Raw genomic sequence first — 12,811 nt, forward strand, 5'->3', positions numbered from 1 at the left:
TTGAGCTGGCCGAGGTGTAGTACTCTTTTTTGACTTGGGCTGCGGTAATGAGTCCTTTGGGCTGCGTGAACACCATGCAAAAGCAGCCCCGGCATTGCGGCATTCGCAGCTTTGGTCGTATAACCGTGACTTGGCAGTCGAAACGTGCATCTTTAATCTATCAAGTCAGCGGGCAGCCACGTCGATGGCCTGACGAGGCCAGTTTCAGGCCCGATCCCGCACTATCCGCCATGTCAACCGGGAAGCCACAATGATTGGCATTAAAAGCATCGCCAGTTACGTACCTGTGAATGGTGTAGACAACTACGCCCAAGGTGCGAAATTCGGCAAGGATCAAGAGTTCATTTTCGGCAAGATCGGCTCCACCTTCTTGCCGCGCAAGGATGCCAACCAGGAAACATCCGATCTTTGTGTCGAGGCAGCCCAAGCATTGTTTGCCGCCAACCAGTCGCTGGATCGTGCTGCCATCGATGCCGTGATCGTGGTCACCCAGAACGGCGATGCCGAAGGGCTGCCGCACACTGCGGCGATCGTTCAGCACAAGCTCGGGCTGTCCACCGCCGTCGCGGCCTTTGACATTTCCCTGGGCTGCTCGGGCTATGTGTATGGCTTGTATGCCATGAAGGGTTTCATGGAGGCCGCGGGCCTTAAAAACGGCCTGCTGATCACTGCCGACCCTTACTCGAAAATTGTCGACCCGGAAGATCGCAATACCACCATGCTGTTCGGTGACGCCGCTACCGCCACCTGGATGGGCGAGGGCGCTGCCTGGCAATTGGGCAAGTCGTTGTTCGGCAGCGATGGCGCTGGTGCCGAGCACCTGCGTACCACCGATGGCAAGTTCTTCATGAATGGTCGGCAGGTCTACAACTTTGCCTTGGTCAAGGTGCCGGCGCACTTGCAACAGCTGCTTGAGGCCAGCGCACTCCAGGCCGAGGATATCGACCTGTATTGCCTGCACCAGGGCAGCGCGGCGATCGTCGATGCCGTTTCGTCGCGCTTCGATGAAGGCGAGCACAAGCAGAAGTTCGTCAAGGATATGGTCGAGACGGGCAATACCGTGTCGTCCAGCATACCGTTGCTGCTGGAAAAGCACGTGCTTGGCTCCAGCTTCAAGCGCGTGGCGCTGAGTGGCTTCGGGGTGGGCTTGTCGTGGGGCTCGGCCATTATCGAGCGTTGTGACTGACCGTTCGTCGCCTCCACTAACGCCGTCATCATCTGACGGCGTTTTACTTTCTATCCTGCATCAATGTGGCGCCTGTAAATTGGCGTCAACTCCTTGATTTCATTGGGCTGGCACGGTGCCAGCAAATTTTTTTGAAATTACGCTAAAGCAAGCCGCCCTGACGACGATAACTATTACGAAGGTTCTCTGTGCCACCTCCGGCGAATTGCCAAGGCCGGAAGCCGTAGTACCCAATCCAACGAGGAATTCGTCATGGCTTTGACTGTAAACACCAACACCACCTCCCTGGGCGTTCAGAAGAACCTGAACCGGGCTTCCGATGCACTGGGCACCTCGATGACCCGTCTGTCTTCCGGCCTGAAAATCAACAGCGCCAAAGACGACGCTGCCGGCCTGCAGATCGCTACCCGCATGACTTCGCAGATCCGTGGCCAGACCATGGCGATCAAAAACGCCAACGACGCCATCTCCATCGCCCAGACTGCTGAAGGCGCGATGCAAGAGCAGACCAACATCCTGCAGCGTATGCGTGAACTGGCTGTTCAGTCGCGAAACGACAACAACAGCGAAGCAGACCGCGACGCACTGGATAAAGAATTCCAGTCGATGCTCAAAGAGATCGACCGTATCGCCGGTTCGACCCAGCTGAACGGCAAGAACCTGCTGGACGGTACCGCCAGCGACATGACCTTCCAGGTCGGTTCCAACACCGGTAGCGACAACCAGATCACCATCAGCCTGAGCGATGCCATGAACACCACTGGCGCGCTGAGCGGCCTGAGTGGCATGAGCATCACCGGTGCCGACAGCGCCGCTGCCGAAGCGACCTTCACCGCCGCCCTGAGCGCCATCGATGACGCACTGAACGCGATCAACAGCACCCGTGCCGACCTGGGTGCCGTTCAGAACCGTCTGACCAGCACCATCAACAACCTGCAGAACATCAACGAAAACGCCGAAGCCGCCCGTGGCCGTGTACAGGACACCGACTTCGCCGCTGAAACTGCCCAGCTGACCAAGCAGCAGACCCTGCAGCAAGCTTCCACTTCGATTCTGGCCCAGGCCAACCAACTGCCATCCGCCGTACTGAAGCTGCTTCAGTAATCGCTGATGGTGATCGGCGGGGGAGTGCATTCTAAGGCGCTTCCCCGCCTTTTCGTTATGAGGTGGTAGACATGGACATGAGCGTCAAGCTGAATCTGTCCTACCCGGCATCCCGCCCCGCTGAACAGGCTGGCGAAAAACCGGTTGCCCGCACCGAGCAAGCGTCGCGTAGCGGCAGTGACACGCTGGTACCCAATGCCATCAGTGCTGCCGAGCACAGCAATGATGCCGAAAAAGTGAAAAACGCTGTTTCGGAAATCGAAAAGTTTCTCAGCTCCACCCGACGCAACCTGGAATTCTCCACGGACGAAGAATCCGGAAAGATCGTCGTCAAGGTCATCGCCAGTGAAACCGGCGAGCTGATCCGCCAATTGCCTTCTGAAGAGGCTTTGCGGATTGCGCATAACCTGAGCGATGTAAACAGTATTTTGTTCGACGCCAAGGTCTGATCGGCGGAGAATGTGCTAAGGCAGGAATCACGTCGGGCTTGCAGGAGCAGGTGCTGACGGTCAACAAAGAGGGATAACTGTATGGCGAGCACCCTGGTTTCCAGTATCGGTCAAGGTACGGGGCTGAATATCACCGAAATGGTCGCGGCGTTGGTCAATGCCGACACGGCAGCCAAGAAGGCGCAGATCACTCGGCAGACCAGCAACAATACCGCGATGATTTCCGGTGTGGGCTCGCTGCGCAGTGCCCTGACGGCGTTTCAGGACGCCATGGCGAAGCTGAACAGCTCCACCAGCCCTGCGTTCAATGCATACGCCGCCAAGTCGGCCAATGAGTCAGTGGTCAAGGTGACGGCTGGCAACACGGCAGTGGCCGGCAGCTACGACATTGTGGTCAACAAGCTGGCGACCGGCTCGAAAGTGGCCAGTGCCCCGATCGCTGGCGGTGCGGCTGCAACGGTGACGGGCGGTACGCTGACCATCGAGCAGAACGGCAACACCTATGAGCTCGAAGTTGAAGATGGCGCGTCGTTGCAGTCCGTGCGTGACCAGATCAACAAAGAGCTGGGTGTTCAGGGTATCTCTGCCAACATCGTGAACGGCAAGGACGGTGCGCGGCTGGTGTTCAGCTCCACCACCACCGGTGCCAAGACCGACCTGATGGTCAGTGGTGTCCCTGAGCTTGAGATCGACGGTACTCAGCAGATGTCGGACACCGGCGCCGGGTTCATTACCGCCAAGGCGCAGGATGCCGAGCTGACCATCGATGGCCTGGTGGTCACCAGCAAGAAGAACACCATCACCGACGCCATCAGTGGCATCACGCTGGAGCTGACGGGCGTCAGCGCCAAGTCGGGCACCGACGGCGTGCCAACCAACGTCTCGGTATCGCAGGACAATGATGGCCTGAAGAAGTCGATTCAGTCGTTCGTCGATGCCTATAACACGTTGCAGAAAACCATTACTGCGCTGACAACGTCCACGCGTGACGAAGATGACAACCTGTCGCTCGGCCCGTTGAGCAACGACCCGACCACCCGTTCGCTGGTCAACGATGTTCGCAAGGTGCTGTCCGAGGTAGGGGCGGGCGACCAGCTGACGACCCTGAGCCAGCTGGGTATCAACACCACGAAAGATGGCACCCTCGAATTCAACTCGACCAAGTTCACCGCGGCGATGAACGACAAGAAGCTGGGCTCCGAAGTGCAGGAGTTGTTCACCGGCTCCAACGGGTTGATCGAGCGCATGAACAAGGCCATCGATCCGTACAACTCCACGGACGGCAGCCTGGCCACGCGCAAAAGCAACCTGGACAAGGTGGCGAAGAACCTGGCAGACCAGCAGACCGCGCTGGATCGTCGCACCGAGGCGTTGACCGAGTCGCTGACCAAGAAGTGGGTGGCAATGGACACCGCTGTGGCCAAGTTGAATGCCCAGGCCGATCAGATCAAATCGGTTTTCGACGCTATCAACGCGCAGGCCAAGAACTCCTGATCGTTCTCGCCTTTTGCCACGCAAAAAGCCCGGCAGCGCCTCGTGTCGCTCCGGGCTTTTTGCGTTGGCGCTAAAGTTTTTTGACGCTCAGGCGATACACAGGTACAAGCAACCTTTTCGCTGCAACGAGGTAGATCCATGAACCCGATGTTGGCCCTTCGTCAATACCAGAAAGTCAACGGCGTGGCGCAGACGTCCGAAGCCAGTCCGCACCGCCTGGTACAGATGCTCATGCAGGGCGGCCTTGATCGTATGGCCCAGGCCAAAGGGGCCATCGCGCGTAATGACATCGCGCAGCGCGGTATTCTGCTCGGCAAGGCCATCGACATCATCGGCGGGCTGCGTGAAGGGCTGGACCTGGAAAACCATGCTGACAACCTGGCTGAGCTGGATAGCCTGTACGTCTACATGAGCCGTCGCCTGACCGAAGCCAATCTCAAGGGCGACCCGGCCATCATTGACGAGGTTGCGCGCCTGCTGATCACTGTGAAGGAAGGTTGGGACGCAATCGGCGATCAGTCGTCGGCTTCCTGATAAAGGAGCATGACATGAGCGAAGTAATCGCCCGCATCGAACAGACCCGCGACATGCTGCTGGCGGCGCTGGCCGAACGCAACTGGGAAGCGGTGGGGGAGCTGGACCTGGAATGCCGCTTGCGCATTGGTGACATGGTGTCTGAAGCCAAAGGCAATGAGGCGGATGTCAGTGCCAGCCTTGAGCAATTGTTGGTCGTTTACCGCCAGCTAATCGAGGTTGCAAGTGGCGAGCGTCAATCCTTGGTCGACGAAATGACGAAAATCCGTCAGGCGAAGAACGCGGCAAAGGTATACCATTTGTTCACCTGACCACCGATGTTGCAAAAAGCCGTGCGCCATTAATTTGACTGACCGGTGTTTTTTGACTTTACTAGTGGCTGTTTTCGAATTTCAGACGTCCGAACACTGACCATTCAGTCGGAATGATGTCGAGCACGCCCACAGGGCGCCGATATGACTAGGGAAGTTGCTATTGCATGTGGCGTGAAACCAAGATTCTGCTGATCGACGACGACAGCGCACGCCGCCGCGACCTGGCGGTGGTGCTCAATTTTCTCGGCGAAGAAAACCTCGCTTGCTCAAGCCAGGACTGGCAGCAAGTCGTCGAGCTGTTGTCTTCCAGTCGCGAAGTGTTATGTGTGCTCATCGGCACCGTGAACGCATCGGGCAATCTCCTTGGGCTGCTTAAGACAGTGGCTGCCTGGGATGAGTTCCTTCCGGTTCTGCTTTTAGGTGAAATTTCTTCGGCCGAGCTGCCGGAAGAGCTTCGCCGCCGTGTGCTTTCCAACCTGGAAATGCCGCCAAGCTACAGCCAGCTGCTGGATTCGCTGCACCGTGCCCAGGTCTACCGTGAAATGTACGATCAGGCGCGCGAGCGCGGCCGCCAGCGCGAGCCCAATCTGTTCCGCAGCCTGGTCGGCACCAGCCGTGCCATCCAGCATGTGCGGCAGATGATGCAGCAAGTGGCCGACACCGATGCCAGCGTGTTGATCCTGGGCGAGTCGGGTACGGGCAAAGAGGTGGTGGCGCGTAACCTGCACTACCACTCCAAGCGCCGCGAAGCGCCGTTCGTGCCGGTCAACTGTGGCGCGATCCCGGCCGAGTTGCTGGAAAGCGAGCTGTTCGGCCACGAGAAGGGTGCCTTTACCGGTGCGATCACCAGCCGTGCCGGGCGTTTCGAGTTGGCCAACGGCGGTACCTTGTTCCTTGATGAAATTGGCGACATGCCGTTGCCGATGCAGGTCAAGCTGTTGCGCGTGCTGCAGGAGCGCACCTTCGAGCGCGTGGGTAGCAACAAGACCCAGAGCATCGATGTGCGCATCATCGCCGCGACGCACAAGAACCTCGAGACCATGATCGAGGACGGCACCTTCCGTGAAGACCTGTATTACCGCCTGAACGTGTTCCCCATCGAGATGGCGCCGCTGCGTGAGCGGGTGGAAGACATCCCGCTGCTGATGAACGAGCTGATCTCGCGCATGGAGCATGAGAAACGCGGCTCCATCCGCTTCAACTCTGCCTCGATCATGTCGCTGTGCCGCCACGGCTGGCCGGGTAACGTGCGTGAACTGGCCAACCTGGTCGAGCGCATGGCGATCATGCACCCGTACGGGGTGATTGGCGTGTCCGAGTTGCCGAAGAAGTTCCGCTACGTCGACGATGAAGACGAGCAGATGGTCGACAGCCTGCGCAGCGACCTGGAAGAGCGCGTGGCGATCAACGGCCATACGCCGAACTTCAGCAACCATGCCATGCTGCCGCCAGAAGGGCTCGACCTGAAAGACTACCTCGGTAGCCTGGAGCAGGGCCTGATCCAGCAGGCGCTGGACGATGCCAACGGTATCGTTGCGCGCGCGGCTGAACGTTTGCGCATTCGCCGGACCACCCTGGTCGAGAAGATGCGCAAGTACGGCATGAGCCGCCAGGGCGGCGAGGACCAGGCAGAGGACTGATGTCGCCTGATCCGGCCTCTTCGCGGGTAAACCTGCGAAGAGGCCCCCACAGGCAACTCAATTCCCTATCTCCGGCACGGCTATTGCTATACCGCTGGCAACATACCGTTTTTATGACGGTCAGCCACGCGAGAGAGCACGATGCCCCAGGCCGCCCACGTATCCCTAGCCCCCGACCAGCAGGGGCAAACCCCGGTGGAACAGGAAAGCCGCCAGGGTGTCGAGCAAGCCTTCGCCTTGTTCAATCAGGTGTCCAGCCAGTTGAGCCAGTCCTACAGCCTGCTCGAAGCCCGGGTCAGTGAGCTCAAGGGTGAGCTGGCCGTGGTCAGCGCCCAGCGCATCGCCGAACTCAGCGAGAAGGAGCGCCTGGCCAACCGCCTGCAAAACCTGCTGGACCTGCTACCCGGCGGGGTGATCGTGATCGACGGTCAGGGCCTGGTGCGTGAAGCCAACCCGGCTGCCTGCGAGTTGCTCGGTGAGCCGCTGATCGGCCAGCTGTGGCGCCAGGTGATTGCCCGCAGCTTCGCCCCGCGTAAGGACGATGGCCACGAAGTCTCGTTGCGCGACGGCCGTCGCCTGTCGATCGCAACCCGTTCGCTGGACGCCGAGCCCGGCCAACTGGTGCTGCTCAATGACCTGACTGAAACCCGTCGCCTGCAAGACCAGCTGGCGCGCCACGAGCGGTTGTCGTCGCTTGGGCGCATGGTCGCTTCGCTGGCGCATCAAATCCGTACGCCGCTGTCGGCAGCCATGCTGTACGCCAGTCATCTGGCCGATAGCGAGCAACAGCTGAGTGCAGAAACCCGCCAGCGCTTTGCCGGCACCCTGAAGGAGCGCTTGCACGAACTGGAGCACCAGGTGCGCGACATGCTGGTGTTCGCCCGTGGCGAGCTGCCGCTGGGTGATCGGGTTACTCCGAAAGCCTTGTTCCAGGCGCTGCAGCAGGCGGCCCAGGTGCATGTGCAGGGGCATGCCGTGCGCTGGCAGTGTGACAGCCACCTGGGTGAGCTGCTGTGCAATCGCGACACCCTGGTGGGGGCCTTGCTCAACCTGGTCGAAAATGCCCTGCAGGCCAGCGACGGGCCGGCACGGCTGAAGGTGCACGTGTACCGCCGTGAACACACCTTGCACCTGTGCGTCAGCGATGCTGGCTGCGGTATCGATGCCGATTTGCTCGGCCGCCTGGGTGAGCCGTTCCTGACCACCAAGGCCACCGGTACCGGTTTGGGCCTGGCCGTGGTCAAGGCCGTGGTGCGTGCGCACCAGGGCAGGATCAACCTGCGCTCGAAAGTGGGCCGTGGTACTTGCGTGCGGGTAGAGCTGCCCTTGATCGACGGGCAATTGGCGGAGGGGGTGTGATGGCAATCAAGGTGCTGCTGGTCGAGGACGACCGCGTATTGCGCCAGGCGCTGGGCGATACCCTGGAAATCGGCGGTTTCGCCTACCAGGCGGTGGGCAGTGCCGAAGAAGCGCTGGACGCCGTGCTGGATGACGCCTTCAGCCTGGTGGTCAGTGACGTGAACATGCCCGGCATGGACGGGCACCAGTTGCTCAGCCAGCTGCGCCGCCAGCAACCGCAGTTGCCGGTGTTGCTGATGACCGCGCACGCCGCCGTCGAGCGTGCGGTCGAGGCGATGCGCCAGGGCGCTGCCGACTACCTGGTCAAGCCGTTCGAGCCCAAGGCGCTGCTCAGCCTGGTCGAGCGGCATGCCGCCGGGCGCGTGACCGGCGAAGAAGGGCCGGTGGCCTGCGAGCCGGCCAGCCGCCAGTTGCTGGAGCTGGCCGCCCGGGTGGCGCGCAGTGACTCGACCGTGCTGATTTCCGGCGAGTCCGGTACTGGCAAGGAAGTGCTGGCGCGCTACATTCACCAGCAGTCGCCCCGTGCCGCGCAGCCCTTCGTCGCGATCAACTGCGCGGCGATCCCCGACAATATGCTTGAGGCTACTCTGTTCGGTCACGAGAAGGGCGCCTTCACTGGCGCTATCGCTGCCCAGGCCGGCAAGTTCGAACAGGCCGAAGGTGGCACGTTGCTGCTCGACGAAATCTCGGAAATGCCCATGGCCTTGCAGGCCAAGCTGCTGCGTGTGCTGCAGGAACGCGAGGTGGAGCGGGTAGGCGGGCGCAAGCCGATCAGCCTCGACATTCGTGTGCTGGCCACCACCAACCGTGACCTGGCAGGCGAGGTGGCGGCCGGGCGCTTCCGCGAAGACCTGTACTACCGCCTGTCGGTGTTTCCGCTGGCCTGGCGCCCGCTGCGCGAGCGCCCAGGCGACATCCTGCAACTGGCCGAGCGCCTGTTGGCGCGGCATGTGGCCAAGATGAAGCATGCCCCGGTGCGCCTCTCGCCCGCGGCCCGGGCCTGCCTGCAGGCGCACGCATGGCCAGGCAACGTGCGTGAACTGGACAACGCCCTGCAGCGGGCGCTGATCCTGCAGCAGGGTGGGGTGATCGAGGCGGCGGATTTTTGTCTGGCTGGCGCCATTCCATTGTCGGCCGGCATCGAGCCATCACCTGAGGTGGTTACTGAGGCCAGCGGCCTGGGTGATGACATGCGTCGCCACGAGTACCAGATGATCATCGACACCCTGCGCGCCGAGCGCGGCCGCCGCAAGGAGGCGGCCGAGCGCCTCGGGATCAGCCCGCGCACCTTGCGTTACAAGCTGGCGCAGATGCGTGACGCCGGATTCGATGTAGAAGCCAGCCTGTTCGGCTGAAGAGCAACTTTTCCGCAGTTGGCGCGGCCCCGGCGATCTTTGCGGCGAAGCTGAATAACTGGGGCCGCTTCGCGCCCCTATCGCGACACAAGGCCGCTCCCACAGGAATTGTGCGACCTCTGGGGAAATCAGTCGCAAAGGCTGGCACCTTTGTTGCTTTAGGTAGGCTATCCGCCGCATGAACGTCAAAAAAATGCGGCTGCAGGGAGAGAGAAGGGTCATGAGCCAAGGTGTTGAATTCAATCGTCTGATGTTGGACATGCGGGCCATGCAGGCTGATGCCATGTCGTTGCCGAAGGTCGCTGCCGCACCAGAGCTGGCGCCGGGGCAAAGTACCTTTGCCGACATGCTCGGCCAGGCCATCGGCAAGGTGCATGAGACGCAGCAGGCCTCGACCCAGCTGGCCAATGCCTTCGAAATCGGCAAGAGCGGCGTCGACCTGACGGACGTGATGATCGCTTCGCAAAAGGCCAGCGTGTCGATGCAGGCCCTGACCCAGGTACGCAACAAGGTAGTCCAGTCGTACCAGGACATCATGCAGATGCCGGTTTGAGGACGGATGTAAACCATGGCTGAAGCAGTCGTCGACAATCCCCCTGCCAAGACTGGCGCGCCAGCGGCCAAGCGGCCGCTGCCCGGTATGTCGTTCCTGGAAAACATCGCACAGATGCCCATGCTGCGGCAGATCGGCCTCATGGTCGGCCTGGCGGCCAGCGTGGCGATCGGCTTTGCCGTGGTGCTGTGGTCGCAACAACCCGATTATCGTCCGTTGTACGGCAGCCTGTCGGGCATGGACACCAAGCAGGTCATGGACACCCTGGCCGCTGCTGATATCCCTTATAACGTGGAACCCAACTCGGGTGCTCTGCTGGTCAAAGCCGACGATCTCTCCCGTGCGCGCCTGAAGCTGGCCGCCGCCGGGGTGGCGCCGAGCGACGGCAACGTGGGTTTCGAGCTGCTCGACAAGGAGCAGGGCCTGGGCACCAGCCAGTTCATGGAGGCCACCCGCTACCGCCGCAGCCTGGAAGGTGAGCTGGCGCGTACTGTTTCCAGCCTGAACAATGTCAAGGGTGCACGCGTGCACCTGGCCATCCCGAAAAGCTCGGTATTCGTGCGCGATGAACGCAAGCCCAGCGCCTCGGTGCTGGTCGAGCTGTACCCGGGCCGTGCCCTGGAAGCCGGACAGGTGATGGCCATCGTCAACCTGGTCGCCACCAGCGTGCCAGAGCTGGACAAATCACAGGTCACCGTGGTCGACCAGAAGGGCAACCTGCTGTCCGAACAGATCCAGGACTCCGCGCTCACCCAGGCCGGCAAGCAGTTCGACTACAGCCGCCGGGTGGAAAGCATGCTCACCCAGCGTGTGCACAACATCCTGCAGCCAGTGCTGGGCAACGACCGCTACAAGGCCGAAGTGTCGGCGGACCTGGACTTCAGTGCGGTGGAGTCCACCTCCGAGCAGTTCAACCCCGACCAGCCAGCGCTGCGCAGCGAGCAATCGGTCGATGAACAACGCGCCAGCAGTCAAGGCCCGCAAGGTGTGCCCGGCGCACTGAGCAACCAGCCACCCGGCGCGGCCTCGGCCCCGCAAACCACCGGTGGCGCTGCCACCCCGGCTGCGGCCATTCAGCCTGGCCAGCCGCTGGTGGATGCCAACGGCCAGCAGATCATGGACCCGGCCACCGGCCAGCCGATGCTCGCGCCGTACCCGTCGGACAAGCGCCAGCAAAGCACCAAGAACTTCGAACTGGACCGTTCCATCAGCCACACCCGCCAGCAACAAGGGCGTATGACCCGTCTGTCGGTGGCCGTGGTGGTGGACGATCAGGTCAAGATCGACCCGGCCACTGGCGACAGCACGCGCGCGCCGTGGGGCGCCGAGGACCTGGCGCGCTTTACCCGCCTGGTGCAGGACGCCGTGGGCTTCGATGCCAGCCGTGGCGACAGCGTGACAGTGATCAACGTGCCGTTCGCCGCCGACCGTGGCGAAGAAATTGCCGACATCGCCTTCTATCAGCAGCCGTGGTTCTGGGACATCGTCAAGCAGGTACTGGGCGTGGTGTTCATCCTGGTGCTGGTATTCGGTGTACTGCGGCCAGTGCTGAACAACATCACAGGGGGCGGCAAGCAGGCTGCCTCGGATAGCGACATGGAGCTGGGCGGCATGGTGGGGTTGGATGGCGAACTGGCCAACGACCGCGTCAGCCTGGGTGGCCCGACAAGCATTCTGCTGCCTAGCCCGAGCGAGGGTTACGAGGCACAGCTCAACGCAATCAAAGGCCTGGTGGCCGAAGACCCGGGCCGTGTCGCCCAGGTCGTGAAAGACTGGATCAACGCCGATGAGTGATAACCGAGCCGTTACCGCCAAGCTGAGCCGCGTCGACAAGGCGGCGATCCTTCTGCTCTCGCTGGGCGAGACCGATGCGGCCCAGGTGCTGCGGCACATGGGCCCCAAGGAGGTGCAGCGGGTGGGTGTGGCCATGGCGCAGATGGGCAATGTGCACCGTGACCAGGTGGAACAGGTGATGAGCGAGTTCGTCGACATCGTCGGCGACCAGACCAGCTTGGGCGTGGGGTCCGATGCCTACATCCGCAAGATGCTCAACCAGGCCTTGGGCGAGGACAAGGCCAATGGCCTGGTCGACCGCATCCTGCTCGGCGGCAACACCAGCGGCCTGGACAGCCTGAAGTGGATGGAGCCGCGTGCTGTCGCCGACGTGATCCGCTATGAGCACCCGCAGATCCAGGCCATCGTGGTGGCGTACCTCGACCCGGACCAGGCCGGTGAAGTGCTGAGCAACTTCGACCACAAGGTGCGGCTGGACATCGTCCTGCGCGTGTCGTCGCTGAACACCGTGCAGCCAGCAGCGTTGAAGGAACTGAACCAGATCCTCGAGAAGCAGTTCTCGGGCAACTCCAACGCGGCGCGTACCACCTTGGGCGGCATCAAGCGTGCTGCCGACATCATGAACTTCCTCGATAGCTCCGTGGAAGGTGCACTGATGGACGCGATCCGCGAAATCGACAGCGACCTGTCGGAGCAGATCGAAGACCTGATGTTCGTCTTCAACAACCTGGCCGACGTCGACGATCGCGGTATCCAGGCGCTGTTGCGTGAAGTGTCGTCCGACGTGCTGGTGGTGTCGCTCAAGGGCGCCGACGAGCGGGTCAAGGACAAGATCTTCAAGAACATGTCCAAACGTGCTTCGGAGCTGCTGCGCGACGACCTGGAGGCCAAGGGGCCGGTACGGGTCAGCGACGTGGAAACGGCACAGAAGGAAATCCTTACCATTGCCCGACGTATGGCCGAGGCCGGCGAGATCGTGCTCGGCGGCAAAGGCGCCGAGGAAATGATCTAAGCGGCAAGCTTCTAGCT

General features: G+C 61.5%; 12 protein-coding genes. All 12 read left to right on the forward strand.

Annotation, left to right across the window (positions count from 1 at the left end; all coding sequences use genetic code 11):
* Positions 1 to 250: 250 nt before the first annotated feature.
* The 12 genes from A0O30_RS07805 (at position 251) to fliG (ending at position 12,794) form a co-directional block, all read left to right on the forward strand.
* Positions 251 to 1,186 carry a ketoacyl-ACP synthase III gene (locus tag A0O30_RS07805; protein WP_105946084.1) on the forward strand — a complete coding sequence of 312 codons (936 nt, stop codon included), beginning with the start codon at positions 251 to 253 and terminating at the stop codon, positions 1,184 to 1,186.
* Between the two features lie 252 nt (positions 1,187 to 1,438).
* Positions 1,439 to 2,290: a flagellin domain-containing protein gene (locus A0O30_RS07810; RefSeq protein WP_027615299.1), complete on the forward strand. Its 852-nt coding sequence runs from the start codon at positions 1,439 to 1,441 to the stop codon at positions 2,288 to 2,290.
* Positions 2,291 to 2,361: 71 nt separating this feature from the next.
* Positions 2,362 to 2,739: a flagellar protein FlaG gene (locus tag A0O30_RS07815; RefSeq protein WP_105946085.1), complete on the forward strand. Its 378-nt coding sequence runs from the start codon at positions 2,362 to 2,364 to the stop codon at positions 2,737 to 2,739.
* 81 nt (positions 2,740 to 2,820) lie between these two features.
* Positions 2,821 to 4,233 (forward strand): flagellar filament capping protein FliD, encoded by a 1,413-nt coding sequence (gene fliD, locus A0O30_RS07820; RefSeq protein ID WP_105946086.1) that lies wholly within the window; start codon positions 2,821 to 2,823, stop codon positions 4,231 to 4,233.
* Between the two features lie 138 nt (positions 4,234 to 4,371).
* Positions 4,372 to 4,767, forward strand: coding sequence for a flagellar export chaperone FliS (fliS, locus tag A0O30_RS07825; protein ID WP_016711797.1), 396 nt, complete (start codon positions 4,372 to 4,374; stop codon positions 4,765 to 4,767).
* 14 nt (positions 4,768 to 4,781) lie between these two features.
* The gene (locus tag A0O30_RS07830) at positions 4,782 to 5,078 is read left to right on the forward strand and encodes a flagellar protein FliT (RefSeq protein ID WP_105946087.1); all 297 of its coding nucleotides are present in this window, start codon (positions 4,782 to 4,784) and stop codon (positions 5,076 to 5,078) included.
* A gap of 167 nt (positions 5,079 to 5,245) precedes the next feature.
* Complete coding sequence (gene fleQ / locus A0O30_RS07835) at positions 5,246 to 6,721, forward strand: transcriptional regulator FleQ (RefSeq protein ID WP_105946088.1); 1,476 nt, start codon at positions 5,246 to 5,248, stop codon at positions 6,719 to 6,721.
* A gap of 141 nt (positions 6,722 to 6,862) precedes the next feature.
* The gene (locus A0O30_RS07840; protein ID WP_105946089.1) at positions 6,863 to 8,080 is read left to right on the forward strand and encodes a PAS domain-containing sensor histidine kinase; all 1,218 of its coding nucleotides are present in this window, start codon (positions 6,863 to 6,865) and stop codon (positions 8,078 to 8,080) included.
* A complete protein-coding gene (locus A0O30_RS07845; RefSeq protein WP_105946090.1) occupies positions 8,080 to 9,435 on the forward strand; it encodes a sigma-54 dependent transcriptional regulator in 1,356 nt (451 codons plus the stop codon). Before A0O30_RS07840 ends, A0O30_RS07845 begins: the two co-directional genes overlap by 1 nt.
* Positions 9,436 to 9,655: 220 nt before the next feature.
* The gene (gene fliE / locus A0O30_RS07850) at positions 9,656 to 9,988 is read left to right on the forward strand and encodes a flagellar hook-basal body complex protein FliE (RefSeq protein WP_105946091.1); all 333 of its coding nucleotides are present in this window, start codon (positions 9,656 to 9,658) and stop codon (positions 9,986 to 9,988) included.
* A gap of 15 nt (positions 9,989 to 10,003) precedes the next feature.
* Entirely contained in the window at positions 10,004 to 11,782 is a 1,779-nt protein-coding gene (fliF, locus tag A0O30_RS07855) for a flagellar basal-body MS-ring/collar protein FliF (RefSeq protein WP_105946092.1), read from the forward strand.
* A complete protein-coding gene (gene fliG / locus A0O30_RS07860; RefSeq protein WP_003254434.1) occupies positions 11,775 to 12,794 on the forward strand; it encodes a flagellar motor switch protein FliG in 1,020 nt (339 codons plus the stop codon). Before fliF ends, fliG begins: the two co-directional genes overlap by 8 nt.
* Positions 12,795 to 12,811 lie beyond the last annotated feature (17 nt).

It is taken from the genome of Pseudomonas sp. LLC-1 (genome assembly GCF_002992185.1).
GTDB lineage: Bacteria > Pseudomonadota > Gammaproteobacteria > Pseudomonadales > Pseudomonadaceae > Aquipseudomonas > Aquipseudomonas monteilii.

What these genes read in the sequence shown, in the direction of transcription:
- A0O30_RS07840 (WP_105946089.1), top strand. Translation starts at nt 6,863, where the DNA reads ATGCCCCAGGCCGCCCACGTATCCCTAGCCCCCGACCAGCAGGGGCAA.
- A0O30_RS07815 (WP_105946085.1), top strand. Translation starts at nt 2,362, where the DNA reads ATGGACATGAGCGTCAAGCTGAATCTGTCCTACCCGGCATCCCGCCCC.
- fliS (WP_016711797.1), top strand. Translation starts at nt 4,372, where the DNA reads ATGAACCCGATGTTGGCCCTTCGTCAATACCAGAAAGTCAACGGCGTG.
- A0O30_RS07805 (WP_105946084.1), top strand. Translation starts at nt 251, where the DNA reads ATGATTGGCATTAAAAGCATCGCCAGTTACGTACCTGTGAATGGTGTA.
- fliG (WP_003254434.1), top strand. Translation starts at nt 11,775, where the DNA reads ATGAGTGATAACCGAGCCGTTACCGCCAAGCTGAGCCGCGTCGACAAG.
- fliD (WP_105946086.1), top strand. Translation starts at nt 2,821, where the DNA reads ATGGCGAGCACCCTGGTTTCCAGTATCGGTCAAGGTACGGGGCTGAAT.
- fliF (WP_105946092.1), top strand. Translation starts at nt 10,004, where the DNA reads ATGGCTGAAGCAGTCGTCGACAATCCCCCTGCCAAGACTGGCGCGCCA.
- fliE (WP_105946091.1), top strand. Translation starts at nt 9,656, where the DNA reads ATGAGCCAAGGTGTTGAATTCAATCGTCTGATGTTGGACATGCGGGCC.
- A0O30_RS07810 (WP_027615299.1), top strand. Translation starts at nt 1,439, where the DNA reads ATGGCTTTGACTGTAAACACCAACACCACCTCCCTGGGCGTTCAGAAG.
- fleQ (WP_105946088.1), top strand. Translation starts at nt 5,246, where the DNA reads ATGTGGCGTGAAACCAAGATTCTGCTGATCGACGACGACAGCGCACGC.
- A0O30_RS07830 (WP_105946087.1), top strand. Translation starts at nt 4,782, where the DNA reads ATGAGCGAAGTAATCGCCCGCATCGAACAGACCCGCGACATGCTGCTG.
- A0O30_RS07845 (WP_105946090.1), top strand. Translation starts at nt 8,080, where the DNA reads ATGGCAATCAAGGTGCTGCTGGTCGAGGACGACCGCGTATTGCGCCAG.